The 19,822-nt window shown below is 66.3% G+C and carries 15 protein-coding genes; 11 read left to right on the forward strand and 4 right to left on the reverse strand.

Going from position 1 to position 19,822, the window contains the following annotated elements:
• Nucleotides 1-85: 85 nt before the first annotated feature.
• On the reverse strand, nt 86-1,597 hold the full coding sequence (locus AB5Y72_RS05515; protein ID WP_325782302.1) for a CoA-acylating methylmalonate-semialdehyde dehydrogenase: 1,512 nt from the start codon (nt 1,595-1,597) through the stop codon (nt 86-88).
• 285 nt (nt 1,598-1,882) lie between these two features.
• Between AB5Y72_RS05515 and AB5Y72_RS05520 the strand changes: the two genes are divergently transcribed.
• The 8 genes from AB5Y72_RS05520 to AB5Y72_RS05555 all read left to right on the forward strand — a co-directional run bounded on the left by AB5Y72_RS05520 (nt 1,883) and on the right by AB5Y72_RS05555 (nt 13,193).
• On the forward strand, nt 1,883-3,031 hold the full coding sequence (locus AB5Y72_RS05520) for an isovaleryl-CoA dehydrogenase (protein WP_325782301.1): 1,149 nt from the start codon (nt 1,883-1,885) through the stop codon (nt 3,029-3,031).
• Nucleotides 3,032-3,086: 55 nt separating this feature from the next.
• Nucleotides 3,087-4,715 carry a carboxyl transferase domain-containing protein gene (locus AB5Y72_RS05525; RefSeq protein WP_325782300.1) on the forward strand — a complete coding sequence of 543 codons (1,629 nt, stop codon included), beginning with the start codon at nt 3,087-3,089 and terminating at the stop codon, nt 4,713-4,715.
• A gap of 10 nt (nt 4,716-4,725) precedes the next feature.
• A complete protein-coding gene (locus tag AB5Y72_RS05530) occupies nt 4,726-5,580 on the forward strand; it encodes an enoyl-CoA hydratase-related protein (RefSeq protein ID WP_216990173.1) in 855 nt (284 codons plus the stop codon).
• On the forward strand, nt 5,577-7,541 hold the full coding sequence (locus AB5Y72_RS05535) for a biotin carboxylase N-terminal domain-containing protein (protein WP_325782299.1): 1,965 nt from the start codon (nt 5,577-5,579) through the stop codon (nt 7,539-7,541). Before AB5Y72_RS05530 ends, AB5Y72_RS05535 begins: the two co-directional genes overlap by 4 nt.
• Entirely contained in the window at nt 7,538-8,500 is a 963-nt protein-coding gene (locus tag AB5Y72_RS05540; protein WP_325782298.1) for a hydroxymethylglutaryl-CoA lyase, read from the forward strand. Before AB5Y72_RS05535 ends, AB5Y72_RS05540 begins: the two co-directional genes overlap by 4 nt.
• A complete protein-coding gene (locus AB5Y72_RS05545; RefSeq protein ID WP_245195859.1) occupies nt 8,490-8,918 on the forward strand; it encodes a MerR family DNA-binding transcriptional regulator in 429 nt (142 codons plus the stop codon). The genes AB5Y72_RS05540 and AB5Y72_RS05545 overlap by 11 nt, the downstream gene beginning before the upstream one ends.
• A 213-nt stretch (nt 8,919-9,131) precedes the next feature.
• Nucleotides 9,132-12,020: a DUF748 domain-containing protein gene (locus tag AB5Y72_RS05550; protein ID WP_325782297.1), complete on the forward strand. Its 2,889-nt coding sequence runs from the start codon at nt 9,132-9,134 to the stop codon at nt 12,018-12,020.
• Nucleotides 12,021-12,596: 576 nt separating this feature from the next.
• Nucleotides 12,597-13,193 (forward strand): acetate uptake transporter, encoded by a 597-nt coding sequence (locus AB5Y72_RS05555; RefSeq protein WP_325782296.1) that lies wholly within the window; start codon nt 12,597-12,599, stop codon nt 13,191-13,193.
• 90 nt (nt 13,194-13,283) lie between these two features.
• On the opposite strand, the gene AB5Y72_RS05560 is transcribed toward AB5Y72_RS05555, so the two are convergent.
• Nucleotides 13,284-14,093 (reverse strand): zinc-dependent peptidase, encoded by an 810-nt coding sequence (locus tag AB5Y72_RS05560; RefSeq protein ID WP_042077840.1) that lies wholly within the window; start codon nt 14,091-14,093, stop codon nt 13,284-13,286.
• Nucleotides 14,094-14,111: 18 nt separating this feature from the next.
• Nucleotides 14,112-14,543, reverse strand: a complete 432-nt coding sequence (locus AB5Y72_RS05565; RefSeq protein ID WP_325782295.1) for a GNAT family N-acetyltransferase — start codon at nt 14,541-14,543, stop codon at nt 14,112-14,114.
• 309 nt (nt 14,544-14,852) lie between these two features.
• On the opposite strand from AB5Y72_RS05565, the gene AB5Y72_RS05570 reads away from it, so the two are divergent.
• The gene (locus AB5Y72_RS05570) at nt 14,853-16,346 is read left to right on the forward strand and encodes a sodium:alanine symporter family protein (protein WP_042077838.1); all 1,494 of its coding nucleotides are present in this window, start codon (nt 14,853-14,855) and stop codon (nt 16,344-16,346) included.
• A gap of 91 nt (nt 16,347-16,437) precedes the next feature.
• Here the strand turns inward: AB5Y72_RS05570 and AB5Y72_RS05575 are convergent, their stop codons facing one another.
• The gene (locus tag AB5Y72_RS05575) at nt 16,438-17,244 is read right to left on the reverse strand and encodes a crotonase/enoyl-CoA hydratase family protein (protein ID WP_325782294.1); all 807 of its coding nucleotides are present in this window, start codon (nt 17,242-17,244) and stop codon (nt 16,438-16,440) included.
• Nucleotides 17,245-17,402: 158 nt separating this feature from the next.
• Between AB5Y72_RS05575 and AB5Y72_RS05580 the strand changes: the two genes are divergently transcribed.
• Complete coding sequence (locus AB5Y72_RS05580; RefSeq protein ID WP_325782293.1) at nt 17,403-19,190, forward strand: putative nucleotidyltransferase substrate binding domain-containing protein; 1,788 nt, start codon at nt 17,403-17,405, stop codon at nt 19,188-19,190.
• Nucleotides 19,191-19,192: 2 nt separating this feature from the next.
• Nucleotides 19,193-19,819: a 3'-5' exonuclease gene (locus tag AB5Y72_RS05585; protein ID WP_219144150.1), complete on the forward strand. Its 627-nt coding sequence runs from the start codon at nt 19,193-19,195 to the stop codon at nt 19,817-19,819.
• The last annotated feature ends 3 nt before the right edge of the window (nt 19,820-19,822 follow it).

Here is a 19,822-nt window from a genome sequence, read left to right on the forward strand (position 1 = left end):
CTTCCTCGTTATCTCAATCGTTCGGGCCACTCAAGGCAGGTGGCCGGTCGTGGCTGTCCCGGCGGGAGTGCCTTAGGCCCATCCCTCAACGCAAATGGATGGTCATATTGGGCCCGCCCGGTATGTCCTCGTCGAACCAGCGCTCCGTCACCGTCTTGGTCTCGGTGTAGAAACGCACCGCCTGCTTGCCGTAGGCGTGCAGATCCCCGTAGAAGGAGCCGCGCCAGCCGGTGAAGGAGAAGAACGGCAGCGGCACCGGGATGGGCACGTTGATCCCCACCTGGCCCACCGCCACCTCGTGGCGAAACTTGCGGGCCGCGGCGCCGCAGCCGGTGAAGAGGGAGGTGCCGTTGCCGTAGGGGTTGGCGTTGATCAGGGCAAGCGCCTCGTCCAGGCTCTCCACCTCGAGGCAGACCAGCACTGGCCCGAAGATCTCCTCTCTATAGATGCGCATCTCGGGCGTCACGCCGCGAAACAGGGTGGGCCCCACCCAGTTGCCCACAGGGTAGCCGGGCACGTCGCAGAAGCGTCCGTCCAGCAGGCACTCGGCCCCCTCGGCGATCCCCGCCTCGATAAGCCCCTCCACCCTGACCTTCGCCTCGGGGCTGATAAGGGGACCGTAGGCCGCCTCTGGATCGTGCCAGACGCCGGGTTTCACCCTGGCAAACTCGGCGGCGAGCTCGGGGATCCACTCCCTCGCGCTCCCCACGAACACCGCCACGCTGATGGCCATGCAGCGCTGGCCGGCGGCGCCAACACCGGCCCCCACCAGGTTGCCGAGCACCTGCCCCTTGTTGGCATCCGGCATGATCACCATGTGGTTCTTGGCGCCGACGAAGCACTGGGCCCGCTTGAGCTGCGACGTGGCGGTGCGATAGACGTGGGCGCCCACCCGGGCCGACCCCACGAAGCTCACCGCCTTGACGTCGGGATGGGCCAGCAGCGCATCCACCTGCTCGGCGCCGCCGTGCACCACCGACAGAATGCCCGCTGGCGCCCCTGCCTCGGCGAACAGCTGTGCCAGGCGCATGGGGGTGAGCGGGTCCTGCTCCGAGGGCTTGAGCACGAAGCCATTGCCGCAGGCCACCGCCAGCGGGAACATCCAGAGCGGGATCATGGCCGGAAAATTGAACGGCGTGATGCCCACGCACACCCCGAGCGGCTGCACCCAGGAGTGGCCGTCCACCCGGCGTGCCACGTTGCCCATGGTCTCCCCCAGGGTCTGGCTCGCGATGGCACAGGCCTGCTCCACCACCTCGATGCCGCGCCACACATCCCCCTTGGCGTCCGCCAGATTCTTGCCCGTCTCCTGGGCCAGCAGGGTCGCCAGCTCGTCGTGATGCACCTTCAAGAGATGCTGGTAGTTGAACATCACCCGGGCCCGCTCCGAGGCCGGCACCTCCCGCCACTGCAGATAGGCGTCGTGGGCGGTGCGCACCGCGAGTGCGATCTCTCCCTGGGTGGCTTTCGGTACCCGCGCCAGCAGGCTCTGATCCGCCGGGTTGGTCACTTCGATCCACTGCTCGCTCGCCGACGGGTAGGCCTCGCCGCCGATATGGAGCGGCAGATCCCCGTACTGGGTATGGTGTTGGCTCATGCCGCCCCCTCCTCTGGTTGACAGGAAATAGCGGCTCGCGACAGACCCGCCTCCCCCATGCACATGCTGTTCATCCTGTTCGCTCCTTGCGGTTGCCCACCCGAAGGGATCCCCTTGCAGTCGGCAGGCAACGAATTTACCTTAGACTAACAACTCATTTACGTTTACGCTAACGTAAACTTAATTCATGAATGGACTGACCAGTGCCAACGGTGCCAACCCGCCTGGGTGAGCCCACAGCACTCGGTCCCACAGAACGGAACCCCCAGGAAAAGGAGAGCACGGATGCATGCCCTGATGGACGACACCCTCCAGGCCCTGACCGAACAGGTCGAGGCCTTCTGCCAGAAAATCATCGCGCCGCGCGCCGAGGAGATAGACAGGAGCAACGCCTTCCCCCGGGATCTCTGGCCGCAGATGGGTGAGCTGGGGCTGCACGGCATCACGGTGGCAGAGGCCTATGGCGGGGTGGACCTGGGTTACCTCGCCCATGTGCTGGTCATGGAGCAGGTGAGCCGCGCCAGCGCCTCGGTCGGTCTCTCCTACGGCGCCCACTCCAACCTCTGCATCAACCAGATCCACCGCCACGGCACCCCTGATCAGAAGGCCCGCTACCTACCTGATCTGGTCAGCGGTAAACACGTGGGGGCGCTGGCCATGAGCGAGCCGGGGGCCGGCTCCGACGTGGTCGCCATGCGCCTGAGCGCAGAAGAGAGGGGCGATCACTTCCTGCTGAGCGGCAACAAGATGTGGATCACCAACGGGCCCGATGCGGACACCTTCGTCATCTATGCCAAGACGGATCCCGTCGCCGGTCCCAGGGGCATTTCCGCCTTCATCGTGGAGAAAGGGACGCCGGGCTTTACCACGGCCCAGAAGCTCGACAAGCTCGGCATGCGCGGCTCCAGCACCTGCGAGCTGGTGTTCGAGGCGTGCAAGGTGCCCAAGGAGAATCTGCTCGGCCCCCTGCACGGCGGCGTCCGGGTGCTGATGAGCGGCCTCGACTACGAGCGGGTGGTGCTGGCGGCCGGGCCGCTCGGCATCATGCAGGCCTGCATGGACGTGGTGCTGCCCTATGTGCGCGAGCGCAAGCAGTTCGGTCAGGCCATCGGCGAGTTCCAGCTGGTGCAGGGCAAGCTCGCCGACATGTATACCCGTCTCGCCAGCAGCCGGGCCCTGGTCTATTCGGTGGCCTCGGCCTGCGACAAGGGGCATACCAGCCGCAAGGATTGCGCCGCCGCCATCCTGTTTGCCGCCGAAAACGCCACCCAGATGGCTCTGGACGCCATCCAGCTGCTGGGGGGCAACGGCTATATCAACGACTATCCCACAGGCCGCCTGCTGCGGGACGCCAAGCTCTACGAGATCGGCGCCGGCACCTCGGAGATCCGCCGCTGGCTCATCGGCCGCGAACTGATGGGGGAACACGCATGAAGCATGTCGCCCCGTCCACCACCATCGGCAACGACGCGCCCAGGGGAGAAGGCAGATGAGCCGCATCCACTCCCGTCTCGACACGGCCAGCCCCGACTACCTCGCCAACAGATCCGCCATGCAGGAGCTGATCGAGGATCTCCATGCCCGGCTGGAGGAGATAGCCCAGGGGGGCGGCGCCGCCAACAACGCCCGCCACCAGGCCCGAGGCAAGCTGCTCCCCAGGGAGCGCATCGACCGGTTGCTGGACCCGGGCTCCCCCTTCCTCGAGCTCTCGGCCCTGGCCGCCTGGCAGGTCTATGACGAGCCGGTGCCCGCCGCGGGCATCCTCACCGGCATAGGCCGGGTCTCTGGCCGGCTCTGCATGCTGGTGGTGAACGACGCCACCGTGAAGGGCGGCACCTACTACCCCCTCACGGTGAAGAAGCATCTGCGCGCCCAGGCCATCGCCGAGCGGCTGCGCCTCCCCTGCCTCTATCTGGTGGATTCCGGTGGTGCCTTCCTGCCCATGCAGGACGAGGTGTTCCCCGACCGGGACCACTTCGGCCGCATCTTCTACAACCAGGCGCGCATGTCGGCCAAGGGCATCCCCCAACTCGCGGTGGTGATGGGACTCTGTACCGCCGGTGGCGCCTATGTGCCCGCCATGGCGGACGAGTCCATCATGGTCAAGGACCAGGCCACCATCTTCCTGGCGGGCCCGCCGCTGGTGAAGGCCGCCACCGGCGAGGAGATCAGCGCCGAGGCCCTGGGCGGCGCCCTGGTGCACTGCGCCCACTCCGGGGTGGCGGATCACCTGGCGCAAGACGATGCCCATGCCCTGGCGATTGCCCGCACCCTGGTGAGCAACCTGGGGGCCAACAATCCGGGAGAGTCACCCGCCCAATCCAGCGCCGCCCATAACGAACCGCTCTACCCCATCGAGGAGCTCTATGGCCTGGTGGGCACCAGTCTCAAGCGCCCCTATGACGCCCGGGAGCTGATCGCCCGTCTGGTGGATGGCTCTGAACTCGACGAATTCAAGGCGCTGTTCGGCACCACCCTCGTCACCGGCTTTGCCCGGATCCAAGGCATGCAAGTGGGGATCCTCGCCAACAACGGGGTGCTGCACAGCGACAGCGCCCAGAAGGGCGCCCACTTCATCCAGCTCTGCAATAAACGCGCGATTCCCCTGCTGTTCCTGCAGAACATCACCGGCTTTATGGTGGGCAGCCAGGCGGAACAAGAGGGCATCGCCAAGCACGGCGCCAAGCTGGTCACCGCCGTGGCCTGCAGCCGGGTACCCAAGATCACCCTGATCGTCGGCGGCAGCTTCGGCGCCGGCAACTACGGCATGTGCGGGCGCGCCTATGAACCCGATTTTCTCTTCAGCTGGCCCAACAGCCGCATCTCGGTGATGGGGGGCGAGCAGGCGGCCGGCGTGCTGGTGCAGGTGCGCCGTGACAGGCTGGCCGCCGAGGGCAAGGCCTTGAGCGAGCAGGAGGCAGGCGCCATCCGCGCCCCCGTGATAGCGCAGTATGAGCAGCAGGGTCACCCCTATTACGCCAGCGCCAGGCTGTGGGACGACGGCGTCATCGATCCGGCCCAGAGCCGCACCGTGCTGGCCCTGGCGCTGGCCACCTGCCAGGGGGCCCTGTCAGACTCAACAACCAGCCCCGAGCAGTACGGCATCTTCCGGATGTAAGGAGTTCGACATGTCTGATCCTATCTGCAATGACCCCCTGGCAGGTTTTCGGCTGGAGCGCCATGGCCCCCTGATCGAGCTGGTGCTCGCGCGCCCCGAACGCCACAACGCCCTCGACGCCGACCTGATGCAGGGGCTGCTCGAGTGCCTGGGGGATCTGGCCCACTGCCACGGCCAGCCCCTGGCCGAACGCCCCCATGTGCTGCTGCTGCGGGCCGAGGGCCCCCACTTCTGTGCCGGCGCCGATCTCAACTGGATGCGCAAGATGGCCGGAGGGGATGCCTCCCCCGGCGCCTTCGACCGGAACCGGGAAGACGCCAGGGTGCTGGCACACCTGATGCAGGCTCTGGATGAGCTCCCCTTCCCCACCCTGGCCCTGGTACAGGGCGCCGCCTACGGCGGGGCCTTGGGACTTATCTGCGCCTGCGACATCGTGCTGGCCAGCGAGGATGCCCGTTTCTGCCTCTCGGAGGTGAGCCTTGGCCTGGTCCCCGCGGTGATCAGCCCCTATGTGGTGCGCGCCATGGGCATGCGCCAGGCCCGCCGCTACATGCTGAGCGCCGAACCCTTCGATGCCATCACCGCCTGCCGGCTCAATGTGGCGCACCGACTCAGCAAACCGGCCCAGTTGCTGGCCGAAGGGCGCCTGCTGGCCCTGCGCCTGTGTCGCAACGGTCCAGAGGCGATGAAGGAGACCAAGCGGCTGCTGGCCGCCATCGAGGATCACCCCGGCCGTCAACACGAAGAGAAAACCGTCGAGACCATCGCCCGGGTGCGGGTTGGACTCGAGGCCCAGGAGGGGATCCAGGCCTTCTTCGACAAGCGCCCCCCCACCTGGCGCCCCCGTTTCAAGGACGAAGCATGACCCAATACCATCCCATCAAGCGCCTGCTTATCGCCAACCGAGGCGAAATCGCCGTGCGCATCATCAAGACCGCCAGGCGCCTTGGCATTCACACCATCGCCCTCTATTCGGACGCGGACGCCAACGCCATGCACGTGCGCGAAGCCGACGAGGCCTGGCACCTGGGGCCAGCCCCCGCACGGGAGAGCTACCTCGATGCCGGCAAGGTGCTCTCCATCGCCAGGGAGACGGGCGCCGACGCCGTGCACCCGGGCTACGGCTTCTTGTCGGAGAACAGCGACTTCGCCACCGCCTGCGAACAACGCGGCCTGCGTTTTGTCGGCCCAAGCGGCGCCGCCATCCTCGCCATGGGGGACAAGTCCGGCGCCAAGGCGCTGATGGAGGCGGCCGGCGTGCCCGTGCTGCCCGGCTATCACGGTGCGGATCAACGACCGGCAGTCTTGCGTGATCAGGCGACCCTGGTGGGCTTTCCGCTCCTGATCAAGGCCGCCAGCGGTGGCGGCGGCAAGGGGATGCGCCGGGTCGATCAGCTGGGCGAGTTCGACGCCGCCCTGGCGGCGGTCAGGCGCGAGGCCCTGGCGGCCTTTGGCGACGACAGGGTGCTGCTGGAGCGCTACCTGCCCCGCGCCCGCCACGTGGAGGTGCAGGTCTTCGCCGATACCCTCGGCAACGCCCTCTACCTGGGGGACAGGGACTGCTCCCTGCAGCGCCGCCACCAGAAGGTGATCGAGGAGGCCCCCGCCCCCGACATCCCTCCGGCGCTGCGCCGCGCCATGGGCGAGGCGGCCGTGGCCGCCGCCCGGGCCATCGCCTATGTGGGGGCCGGCACCATCGAGTTCCTGCTCTGCAAGGATGAATTCTTCTTCATGGAGATGAACACCCGGCTGCAGGTGGAGCACCCGGTCACCGAGGCCGTCACCGGCCAGGATCTGGTGGCCTGGCAGCTGGCGGTGGCCGAAGGCAGGCCGCTGCCCCTGACCCAGGAGGAGGTGGTGCTGCGCGGCCACGCGGTGGAGGCGCGCCTCTACGCCGAGGACGTCGCCGCCGGCTTCCTGCCCGCCAGCGGCCCCATCCAGTGGCTCAATTGGCCCAAAGGGGTACGCATCGATACCGGGGTGGCCGCCGGTGATGCGGTGAGCCCCTATTACGACCCCATGATCGCCAAGCTCGTCGCCCACGGCGATGACAGGGCCCAGGCCTTCGCCAGGCTGGCGGACGCCCTGGCGGCACTGGCACTGGGCCCCCTGGTGCACAATGGCCCGCTCCTGCTGCGCCTGTGCGAGGATCCCGAGGTGCTGCAGATGGACCACCACACCCAGTGGCCCATCCCCACAGCCCCCCTGCCCATCCCGGCGCTCGCCTGGCCCCTGGCCACCCTCTGGCTCGCCAGTCGCCCCGGTCCCTCCCCCTGGCAGCAGGCCCCCGGCTTTCGACTGGGGCAGGCCGGCAGCCTGACGGCGGCGGTGCGCATCGGCGACGAGGCCAGGGTGCTGACCCTGCGCGCCCTGCCCGGCCGCATCGAGTGGCAGGGGGAGAGCATCCACTATGCCCTCGGGCAGGATCACATCCGCCTGCGACGAGGCGATGGCTGGCTACGCTGCCCCGTCAACGAGCTGGCCGACGGGGCCTTCGTGCTGCAGCTGGATGGCCGGCGCCTGCGCGTTGACGAAGACGATCAGCAGCACAGGCCGCACCATGATCACGACCACCCCAGGGGCGCCGTTGCCCCCATGCACGGCATCATAGTGGCGATCCTGGTCGAGGCCGGGCAGGCCGTCACCCGGGGCCAGCCCCTGCTGGTGCTGGAAGCCATGAAGATGGAGCACGTCCTGAAAGCGGACAAGGACGGGGTGGTCGCCGCCCTGCCCTGTCGCCAGGGGGATCAGGTGAGCCAGGGCACCCTGCTGGTGCACTTCGCCACCGATCATGACGAGACAGACGAGCAGGGGGAAGCGCCATGAACAAGGAGATCCACTCTCCCGTCGATCGGGTCAGCCTGGTGGAGATGGGGCCGAGGGACGGCCTGCAAAACGAGGCTCGCATGCTGTCGCTGGCCCAGCGGCGGGCCTTCGTCGAGCGCCTCGTGGCGTGCGGCCTGCAGCGCATCGAGGTGGGGGCCTTCGTCTCCCCGAAACGGGTGCCCCAGATGGCGGACTCCGCCGCCCTGCTCGAGGCGTTGCCGCGCAAGGGCGCCACCCGTTACGGCGCCCTGGTGCCCAACCTGCAGGGCCTGCAGGGGGCCATCCAGGCCAGGGTCGACGAGATCGGCCTCTTCACCGCCTGCTCGGACGGCTTTACCCGGGCCAACATCGGCATCGGCGTGGAGGAGTCCCTGGTGCGTTTCGCCCCTCTGGTGCAGGAGGCACGCCGCCTCGGCATCAAGGTGAGAGGCTATCTTTCCACCGTCATCGCCTGCCCCTATGAGGGACCGACCAAGCCCAAGCGGGTCGCCGCCCTGGCCGAGCGCCTGCTGGATCTCGGCTGTCACGAGATCTCCCTTGGCGACACCATAGGCGTCGGGACCCCGGGCACCGTCGTCCCCATGCTGGACGCCGTGCTGCACGAGGTGCCGGCCGGGCGCCTCGCGGTGCACTTCCACGACACCTATGGCCAGGGGCTGGCCAACCTGCTGCCGGCGCTCGAGCGCGGCATCCGCACCATAGACTGCTCGGTGGCCGGGCTAGGTGGCTGCCCTTATGCACCCGGCGCCTCGGGCAACGTCGCTTCGGAGGAGGTGGTCTATCTGCTGCACGGCCTTGGCATGCACACCGGGGTGAACCTGGAGGCGCTGGCAGCCACCGGCCAGTGGGTGAGCGAGCAGCTCGGTCGCCCCAACGGCTCCCGGGTCGGCCAGGCCCTGCACGCCAGGGCCCGCCAGCCTGCTGCTGAGACAACGCAAGGAGATCACCATGCCGGATAACGTCATGAGGACCGGCGGCTTCGGCGGCAAGGAGAGAACCTACAGCATCTCGGAGCTCGCCCAGGAGTTCGACATCACCCCGCGCACCATCCGCTACTACGAGGACGAGGGGCTGATCACCCCGGCCCGGGAGGGGCAGACCCGCATCTACAGCCACAAGGACAGGATCCGCCTCAAGCTCACCCTGCGGGGCAAGCGGCTGGGGTTCAGCCTCGCGGAGATCCGCGAGCTGTTCGACATGTACGACACCGACCGCTCGAGCCGGATGCAGCTGCACTCCATGATCCAGCTCATCGAGGCGAGGCGCCACTCCCTGCGCCAGCAGCTGGAAGACATCCAGATGGTGATGGCCGAGCTCGATGCCGCCGAGCAGCGCTGCATCCACTCCCTCGATGGCTTGAAAACCGACGCGGATTGACCGAATCTGGGGGCATATCGCCCCCGGAGTCCCCCATGCCACAGATGCGCCCCAGGTACACGACAGCCCCGGCAGGAGTGGCTCTGTGCCCCTTGCTCAACATGGTGCTCAACATTTGTGCCATCCCGGTCAGAGTACGGCGCAACCCATGAGCCCCAGCCATGATCCCCTCTCGATTACTTGCTACCATATGCGCATCAAATGGAGACCATCATGCTCAAGCCCCTCCCTGCTCGTCTGCTGCGCTATGTCTTCTATCTCTGCGCCGGTCTGCTCGTCTGCGTCACCCTACTGCTCTGGCAAGCCCCCAACCTGATCCAGCGTCACCTGCCCGGCTGGCTCGCCACCCACTACGGTCTGCACCTCACCCTGGGAGAAATAAAGGTAGGGCTGCGCTCCCCCTCCCTCACCCTGGGCCCCAGCGCCCTGCTCGATGAGCAACAAAAGACCCTGGTGTCGTTCGACGAGCTGAAGGTCATTCCCGCCCTGAAAGAGAGCTGGCGGCAGAGGGCACTGGTACTGGAGGAGGTCACCCTGACCGCCCCCAGGGCAGATCTGGTGCGCCTGGACGATCTCAAGGGGAAGGTGCGCTTCAACCTGACCGAGGCCCTGGCCTCCCTGCTCACGCCTTCGCAGGTGCAGACGCCGCCATCCGCCACCGAGCCCCTGCCGGTACGCATCGGCAAGCTGTCGGTTGAACAGGGTCGGCTCAGCTACCGGGACAGCCGCAAGCAGAGCAGTCCGGGCTGGGTGCCCCCCCTCGCCCTTGCCGACCTCGGTCTGCAGGTGCCCGGTTTCTCCAGCGCCGCGGGCGCCCTCACCCCCTATCGCCTCAGGGCCACCCTCAACGAGAGGAGCCCCCTCAAGGCCGAAGGCGAGCTCGACCTCCTGACCGGCGCCGGCAAGGGTCGACTCAGCCTCGGCAAGGTGGTGGTCGCCCCCTTCACCCCGCTCTGGGCGCCCTACGTCAGGGCCAGACTGACCAAGGGAGAGGTCAGCGCCGAGCTGGACTATCGCCTCGCCCCGGGCAAGCAGGGGTTGGGGTGGCAGCTCTCCAAGGGCAGGCTGACCCTCGATGACTGGCAGCTCAAGCAGGAGAAGGGCGGCGAGTTTGCCCGCTTCAAGCAACTGGCGCTGACGGGGATCCGGGTCGATGGCAACAAGCACTCCCTCGCCGTCGATGCCGTCACCCTCAAGAGCCCGGCGGTCAACGCGGTGCTCGACGACAAGCAGCAGCTGGATCTCGCTGGCCTCATCATTCCCCAGCCGACCCCCAAGGCGGTCAAACCACCGGCCAAACCAGCCGCCCCATGGCGCTGGGCCCTCAAACTGACCCGCATCGACCAGGGCCGGCTCAAGCTCACCGAGTCCAGCAGCGGCAAGCCCCTGCTGAGGGAGCTCTCCGGCCTCACGCTGGCCCTGGGCCCCCTCGGCAGCCAGCCAGGCCAGGGCAGCCCCCTCACCCTCGGCACCACTTTCGACAACCACACGACGCTGGACTTTGACGGCACCCTGGGGCTGGCCCCCTTCACCCTGGACGGCACCCTCAAGCAGCAGGGGCTGCCGCTCACCCTGGCACAACCCTACCTGCAGGATCTGCTGCGCATCAGCGTGCGGGAAGGCGAGCTCGCCAGCCGCATCAAGCTGGCGCTGGCCACCGATGACAAGGGGGCACTGAGCAAGCTGGAGGTCAGCGGCGGGCTCGACGTCGCCGGGCTCAACGTGCTGGATCGGGCCGACAACCAACGCCTGCTGCAGATAGACAAGCTGCAGCTGAGCGGCCTGCACTACGACGGCCTCAGCCGGCGGGTGACGATTGCCGACATCCTGCTGAGCAAGCCCTTCGCCCGCATCGAGATCAGCGAAGAGGGGATCACCAACGTGCAGCAGTTGCTGCTGCCGCAACCGGCCGGCCAGGAGAGCGCCCCAGCCCCACGCATCCTCATCGATCAGGTGCGCACCGAGCAGGGCAACCTGCGCTTCGCCGATCGCAGCCTGAGCCCGGAGTTCGTGGTGGACATCGCCTCCCTCGAGGGTCAGAGCCGCCACATCAGCAACACGCCGGGACAGCGCTCCGAGCTCGCCTTCCACGGCAAGGTGGACAGGTATGCCCCCGTCACCATCCGGGGGGGCGCCAACCTGCTCATCGCCGATCCCGTGCTCGACGTGGCCGTGGCCTTCAACAACCTGGAGCTCACCACCTTCACCCCCTACTCCAGCACCTATGCGGGCTACGCCATCGACAAGGGTCAGCTCTCCATGAGGCTCAACTACAAGCTGCAGGGCAACCGGCTGGAGGGGGACAACGACATCACCATCAAGAAGCTGCAACTCGGGGAGAAGGTGAAGAGCGAGCAGGCCAGGGATCTGCCCCTGGGCCTCGCCATCGCGTTGCTGAGCGATGCCAGCGGCGTCATCAAGATGAACCTCAAGGTGAAGGGCAACCTGGATCAGCCGGATTTCAGCCTGGGCAACATCTTCTGGGACGTGCTCGGCAACACCCTCGGCAAGGCCATCACCTCCCCCTTCTCCCTGCTGGCCTCCCTGACGGGCGGCACCCAGGATCTCGACGAGCTCCCCTTCCTGCCCGGCGATCCCGCCCTGACCCCGACCCAGCAGACCAAGCTCGCCACCCTGGCCAAGGCGCTGCAAGAGAGACCCAGGCTCAGCATGAACATCCGCGGCAAGGTCAACTTCAACGAGGAGCGGCCCATTCTGCAGCGCCAGAAGCTCGAGCGGGCGCTGGCCAAGATCACCGGCAGCCCGGTGGACCTGGCGCAGCTGGAGCAGGATCCCACCATGCAGTCGGCACTGGCCCAGGCCTATGAGGCCAAGTTCAACGAAGACCTCAGGGATCTGGCCGACAAGTTGCAGCTCGAGGAAGGGAGCGAGGCCCTGCACGCCCGGGCGGTGCTCCTGCTGCGGGATCAGCAGCTCATCACCGCCAAGTCCCTGCGCAACCTCGCCATGCGCCGCGCCCAGAACACCAAGGAGTATCTGGTGGACACCCAGGGTATAGCGCCGGAGCGCCTCTTCGTGCTCGACAGCCAGGTGAAGGAGACGGACAAGGAGGCCAAGGTCGTGCTGACCCTGGACGACTGACCCAAAAAGGGGAGCCATAGTGGCTCCCCTTTTTGTGGTCGGGCACGTTAGCCTTGGTTACGCCCCGCCCGTTCGCCGCTTGGCGCCACTCCCTTTCTTTACTGGCGGCCACGCCCCTTCCCCACAGCCGCTGTTCGGCCTTTCCCCTCCCTTAACCCCCTCGCAAGGGTTCTCCCGTCCGCCTCCGAGTGGCCGACAGAAAAGGGCATGCCGGTTGTCTGGGAGTCGAGGTGAGAGAAATGGTGGTAAACATCTATTGTCTGATGGCATATCAGATGTTTTTTTGTACCAAACCCTGCTTGCACCCAAGTCCCGCAGCACCCGTTCGCTGCCAGCGGGGTCACTGCCCCATTCGTTACCCAGTTTCATTTTCGACGTCAAAAACACAAAAATGCAACGAAGAAAACGTTATTCATTCACGTGTTGCCTACCTGAATCGCACGAATGGTTGGCTGCGTAAAATTTCGTGTCATTTTTTTACCGTTTCAGCCCTTCCCCCCCTTGCCCGGGACCAAGAGCCTGCCTAAAATCGCGCGTCTTTTATCAACCCCCACCTCTATTGTTGGAGAACACCACGTGAGCGAAAAATTGGCCAACCCTGCCCCTCTGGGTCTGATGGGTTTCGGTATGACCACCATTCTGCTGAACATCCATAACGCAGGTTTCTTCCCCATCAGCGCCATGATCCTGGCCATGGGCCTGTGCTATGGCGGTCTGGCCCAGATCATCGCCGGCATCATGGAGTTCAAGCGTGGCAACACCTTCGGCGTCACCGCCTTCATCTCCTACGGTACCTTCTGGTGGAGCCTGGTGTTCCTGCTGGTGATGCCGACCATGGGTCTGGCCGAAGCCACTCCCCACGCCTACATGGGCTGGTACCTGCTGATGTGGGGCATGTTCACCCTGTTCATGCTGGCAGGCACCGTCAACTTCCCGCGCGTGAAGCAGTTCGTGTTCGCCTCCCTGACCGTGCTGTTCTTCCTGCTGGCCGCCCGTGACTTCACCGGCAGCACCCTGATCGGCACCATCGCCGGTTTCGAAGGCATCATCTGCGGTGCCAGCGCCATCTACCTGGCCATGGCCACCGTGTTGAACGAGCAGTTCGGCCGTACCGTGCTGCCCATCGGCGATCACAAGAAGGCCGCCGCCGTCCAGCTGAAAGCCGCTGCCTAAGTCTGCCGCTGTCATTGCTGTCACGAAAAAGGCACCCCGCGGGGTGCCTTTTCGTTTTTGCTGGTTTGGCCATGCCAGGGGATCTCCCAACTAGCCGCGAGGCTCAGCCTCCCCCGCCAGCAGCCGGGTGGCCGGGAAGCGCGTGGCAGGCTCCTGGCCGTAGAAACGGCAGAACTGCTCATACACCGCCGGATAGACGTCGCGCAGGCGCAGCGGCTCGGTGAAGAAGCTTTCGCTGCACACCGCGAAGAACTCGGCGGGGTGCGAAGCCGCATAGGGATCGATCTCGGTCACCTCCCCCCTGGCCAGCTGGTCGTTCATCTCGTCGAATGCGCTTTGCAGCGCCCGGGTCCATTGGCGCGGATCCATGCCGCCCGGCAGCGGCGGCGCTCCGTCCGCCGCCCCCCCCAGCATGTCGAGCTTGTGGGCGAGCTCGTGGATCACCAGGTTGAAGCCATCCCAGTCCCCGTCCTGCTGCAGCTCGCTCCAGGCCAGCACCAGGGGGCCCTGGGGCCAGGATTCACCGGCGTTCTCCTCTTCAACCTCGCTCACCAGACCGAACTCATCCTGCACCTCCTGCCGGCGGGTGACGGGCTCCGGGATGATGATCACCTCGTGAAAACCGCGATACCACTCCAACCCCAGGTGCAGGATGGGCAGCACCGCCTGCAGGGCCAGCACCCCCTGCTGCCGGGGGCTCAGCTCGACCCCTATCTGGGTGAGCGTCTTGCGCGCAAGGAAGTGGCGCGCCAATTCAATCAGAGTCTGCTCCTCCTCGCCGGAGAAACCCTGCAGGATGGGCACGGCCGCCAGGGCCTGCCGCCACTCCAGCTCCCCCGGGAGCGCACGCTCGATGGGGGAGGCACGCCCAAACACCTCTTTCAACCTGGACCAGAACACAGGGACTCCTCTTGCCAATCAGACAGCTTTCACGAAGCGCTTCGGGCGCTCGCAATAGCCTTGCGCCAGATAGAAACGGTGTGCCCCCTCGCGCTTGAGGCTGCTGGAGAGCTCCAGCTGGCAGCACCCCAGATCACGGGCCCGCCGTTCGGCCGCCGCCAGCAACCGGGCACCGATACCGCCTCCCCTTGCACCCTCATCGACAACCAGCGCCGAGATCAGGCCCCAGGCTGGTGCAAGGTGCACGGGGTGCAGGCGGTGCCACACCAGCACACCCACCATGCCACCCCGGTGACATGCCACCAGCACCTCCCGGGCCGGATCGGGCTCGGCCAGGCGCGCGGCCACCTCGCCGTCAGGGTTCGGGTAGCCCAGCTGGGCAAACAGTCCCGACAACGTGGCCCCATCCCCCCGTTCGGCAGGGCGAATGGTGCACTCCTGTTCCGTCATTGCCACTCATGGCCTCCTATTTGCATTATGCCCCTTGGCCCCAGGACATGAAAAAGGTGTAGATGATGGGTAAGTACCGAATCTTGTCCAGTTCCATTCATCGTTTGTTAATGTCAATTCACAAATTAACAAAGTGACAACACATTTCACTAGGAAGGGCCTGTACAAACCGATATGTTAAATCCCGCGGACCAAGCAGTGGAAAGTCCTGCCCAATGCTGAGTGACCCCCTTGGTCACCGTCTATTTCAATGTTAAGGGAGCGAGGCACAGACCTCGCCAAGACAGCGCAACAAAGGAGTTGTTGTACATGAATGAGATCGTCAATGCCATCAATGGCGTGATTTGGAGCCCAGCGCTCATCTATCTGTGCCTGGGGGTAGGCCTCTACTTCTCCCTGCGCAGCCGCTTTTTGCAACTGCGCCACATCAAGGAGATGATTCGCCTGATGTTCGATGGCAAGAGCACGGATGCGGGAGTCTCCTCCTTCCAGGCCCTGGCCATGACCCTGGCCGGTCGCGTCGGTACCGGCAACATCGCCGGTGTCGCCACCGCCATCACCTTCGGCGGTCCGGGTGCCCTGTTCTGGATGTGGATGGTCGCCTTCCTCGGTGCCAGCTCCGCCTTCGTGGAGTCCACCCTGGGCCAGGTCTACAAGGAGAAGATCAACGGTGAATACCGCGGCGGCCCGGCCTTCTACATCGAGAAGGGGCTCGGCATGAAGTGGTACGCCTGGACCTTCGCCATCGCCACCATCTTCGCCTGCGGCGTGCTGCTGCCGGGCGTACAGGCGAACTCCATCGGCTCCAGCCTGCAGACCGCCTTTGCCATCGATCCCAACGTGACCGCCGCCGGTCTCGCCCTGCTGCTCGGCTTCATCATCTTCGGCGGCGTCAAGCGCATCGCCAACTTCGCCAGCACAGTGGTGCCCTTCATGGCGCTCGGCTACATCATCGTCGCCTGCGTCATCATCGCCCTGAACATCGGCCAGCTGCCAGGCGTGATCCTGCTGATCTGGAAGAGCGCCTTCGGGATGGAAGCCGGCTTCGGTGCCATTCTGGGCCTGGCCATCATGTGGGGCGTCAAGCGCGGCGTCTACTCCAACGAAGCCGCCCAGGGCACGGGTCCGCACGCCTCCTCCGCCGCCGCGGTGAGCCACCCGGCCAAGCAGGGTCTGGTGCAGGCGTTCTCCGTCTACATCGACACCCTGTTCGTCTGCTCCGCCACCGGCTTCATGCTGCTCATCACCGGCCTGTACAACGTGCAGGGTCCGGACGGTGCCGCCCTCTACACCGGCATCGCCGGCGTGGCCGCCGGCCCGGGCTATGTGCAGACCGCCATGGAGAGCATGATGCCGGGCTTTGGCAACTACTTCGTCGCCATCGCGCTGTTCTTCTTCGCGTTCACCACCATAGTGGCCTACTACTACATCGCCGAGACCAACATCGCCTACATCAACCGCAAGATCAACCGCCCCTGGCTCACCTTCCTGCTGAAGCTGGCCCTGATGGCCTCCACCGTCTATGGCACCGTCAAGACCGCCGAGCTGGCCTGGGGTCTGGGTGACATCGGGGTCGGTCTGATGGCCTGGCTCAACATCGGCGCCATCCTGCTGCTGCAAAAGCCCGCCTTCGCCTGCCTGAAGGACTACGAGGCCCAGAAGGCCCTGGGGCTGGATCCCGTGTTCCATCCGGAGAAACTCGGCATCAAGAACGCCGACTACTGGACGGGCCGCCGCTCCGAGCAAAACCTGGAGCAGGAGCAATCCGGTCACCCATTCGAGCCGGATCGCGAACCCACCTGATCCTGTGATCCACAAGCAGATAAAAAAATGGCAGCCTAGGCTGCCATTTTTTTGATCCATTTTGATTGGGCCAGACGGGTGAGCCAACCGCTCAGAGGGCGTTGCGCCTGGGGCCGAACGGCAGGCGCCAGCGCAGCAGGCTGTTGAGGGTGGCCCGCCACTGGTTCGGACGCCCCAGGATCTGCCGCTGCAGCCGGGTCTCTTCCTTGAGCATGGCCTCATCACTGCGGGCCCAGGCCTGGGTGTAGAGCTGCTTGATCCCCGCCAGCGCATCCGGCGACTTGGTGATGAGGGTCCTGGCGAATGCCCGCGCCTCCTCCAGGGGGTCAGTGCAGACCCGGCTCACCAGCCCCAGGCTCTTGGCCTCCGCCGCCTCCAGCTCGCGGCCGCTCATGGCCAGCTCCATGGCGGTATCCATCCCCATCAGGTTGCGCAGGGTGACGCTGCCACTCATATCGGGGATGATGCCCCACTTGATCTCCATCACCGAGAAGCGGCAATCCGGGGTGCTGAAGCGAAAATCGGCGCCGAGCGCGATCTGCAGGCCGCCACCGAAGCAGACTCCCTGGGTCACCGCGATCACCGGCACCGGCAGCTGGTGCCAGCCATAGGCGACCCGCTGGGCCAGGTTGGTCGCCTCGTCCGCCTCGCGCTTGAGGATCTCGAGCGCCGCCACCGGCTGTCTCAGCATGGATTTCACATCCAGCCCGGCGCAGAAGGCCCGCCCCTCCCCGTGCAGGATCACCGCCCTCAGCCCCTTCTGCCGCGACACCTGGCCCAGCACCTCGTCGATGGCATCAAACATGGCCCGATCCAGCGCGTTGAGCTTGTCACCCCGGGTCAGCATCACCTCGGCGATACCGTCCTGAAACCCCCATTTGACCCTTGGCTTGTCCATTTCCGTCCTCGTCCTCTCATTCAACTGGTCATACCACAACGTTACCAGAGTGTTACCGGCAGGTACAGGGAGGCGACCCCGGGTCTGCGACTAAAGTCGGCTGGCCCCGGCCCTGTCCCTTTGCCAGACTGGCCCCATGCTCACGGCGGAGAGTCGTCATGTCACTTCTGTTCAATTTTTCCCGCCCGCCGTTCGACTGCCTGGACGAGGCGGCCCGCCAACGGCTCGGCCAGCTGCTCAGCATCTGCTACTTTCGCGCCGGCCAGACGGTGCAGAGCCCGGGGGACGAGCCCGAGGGCCTCTATCTCATCATCAAGGGGGCCGTAGAGGAGTCCGCCCCCCATCAGACGTTCGGCGACTACGGCGAGGGGGACATGTTCGACGTCCGGGCCCAGTTCGACGGTCGCTGCCGCCACCGCTTCGCCGCCCTGGAAGACACCCTCTGCCAGCTCGTTCCCCGCCCAGACTTCCTGTCGCTGTGCGACCAGCATCCCGACATCGCCCGCTACTTCACCGCCACCCTGGCGGAACGCCAGCGGGAGCAGGAGCGGCGCGGCCAGCTCGGGCAACAGAACCTGGCGGAGTTCATCCTGACGCGGATAGACCCCGGGCATCTGCAGCCGGCCCTGCAACTGGACAACCAGACCAGCCTGCTGGCCGCCACCGAGGCCATGGTGGCCCGGGGAACGGACTGCCTGCTCTACCCCGCCGCTGATGGCAGCCAGAGCCTCGCCACCCGCAAGACCCTGCTCCATGCGCTGACCCTCAAGGGACTGCCGCTCACGGCGCCGCTCGCGGTGCTGACCCCCGCCCCCCTGATCGGCCTGGCCCAGGGCAGCTATCTGTTCGACGCCCTGCTGCTGATGACCCGCCACCGCATAAAGCGCCTGGTCATCTGGCAGGGGCAGGAGGTGGCAGGCATACTGCACCTGACCCAGGTGCTGGGGCTCTTCTCTGCCCACTCCCACGTGCTGACCCTGCGCATCGCCCGGGCCGACAGCCCCGCCGCCCTCGAGGCGGTGGCCCGGGAGCAGCAGCAGCTCACCCGCTCCCTGTTTGCCCAGGGGATCCACACCCTCTTTCTGATGAAGCTCATCGCCACCATCAACGAACAGCTGATCGCCAAGGCCTTCGCCCTGGTGATCCCCCCCGAGGTGCAGGAGAAGGTCTGTCTGCTGATGCTGGGCTCGGAGGGGCGCGGCGAACAGATCCAGAAAACCGATCAGGACAACGCCCTGATCCTGCCAGAGGGCCTGACATGGCCCGCACGGGAGGCGGATCTGGCCGCCTTCAGCGATCTGCTGGCACGGCTCGGCTACCCTCCCTGTCCGGGGCATGTCATGGTCAGCAACCCGGCCTGGGTGAAGGGGGCGCAGCAGTGGCAGGCGCAGATCGAGCTGGCCTGCGCCCGGGCCGACGAGGACGATCTGCTGTGGCTCGCCACCCTGGCCGATGCCCAGGCCATCATGGGGGATCGCCCCCTGCTCGCCCCCGTCGCCCGCCACCTGAGAGCCTGCCTGGCCGACAGGCCGGATCTGCTGGCGGAGATGGCGCGGGCGGCGGTGGCCTTTCACACCCCCCTCACCCTGTTTGGCCGGCTGGAGCAGGATCCCGAAGGGCTGGATCTCAAGCGGGGCGGCCTCTTCCCCCTGGTGCACGGTGTGCGGGTGCTCTCCCTGGAGGCGGGCGTGCTGGAGACCTCGACCCTGGGGCGCATCGACGCCCTGGTGGCCCAGGGGCGCCTCAGCAGCGACTACGGCGCCAATCTGGCGGAGGCCTTTCGACTGTTTATGCGGCTTCGGTTGCGCAGCCAGTTGCAGGAGGGGGACGGGCGGGTACACGTGGCCGGGCTCGGCCACACCGAGCGGGATCTGCTGCGCCATGCCCTGCACCAGGTGAAGAAGTTCCAGCAGTGGCTCACCTTGCACTTTCGTCTGAGGCAATAGGGATGTGGGCGCACTGGCGACGCCGCTGGCAAGGCAGGGCCTTCCGGGACGGGGAGTTTGCCCCCCTCTTTGCGAGCCCTCCCGCCGACGAGTGGGTGGCGCTGGACTTCGAGACCACCAGCCTCAACCCGGCGCGGGCGGAGATCGTCTCCATCGGGGCGGTGCGCATCCGCGGCAACCGGATAGAGACAGGCGACGCCCTCAGCCTCCGGGTCCAGGCCCCCGCCAGCCTGAGCACCCAGTCTGTGGTGATCCACGGCCTGCGCCACCGGGATCTGCAACAGGGCATGACGCTGGAAGCCGCGCTGCGCCAGCTGCTCGCCTTCATCGGTCCCCGCGAACTGGTGGGTTACCATATCGCCTATGACCTGCGCATCCTCAACCTGGCGTGTCAGCGGCTGTGGGGGCTCACCCTGCCCCAGCGGGGCCTTGAGGTGAGCCGGCTCTACCACGACCAGCTCTACCGCCGTTATCCCGATGCCGCCATCGACCTGCATCTGGCTGCCATCTGCGCCCACCTGGCACTGCCCCCCCTGCCCCTTCACGACGCTCTGAGTGACGCCGCCGCCGCCGCCCTCATCTTTGTCCGCCTGCGCAATGGCGGCCCCCTGGCTTATCCCAAAGTCTAATTG

This window comes from Aeromonas sp. R7-4 (genome assembly GCF_040908055.1).
Classification (GTDB): domain Bacteria; phylum Pseudomonadota; class Gammaproteobacteria; order Enterobacterales; family Aeromonadaceae; genus Aeromonas; species Aeromonas sanarellii.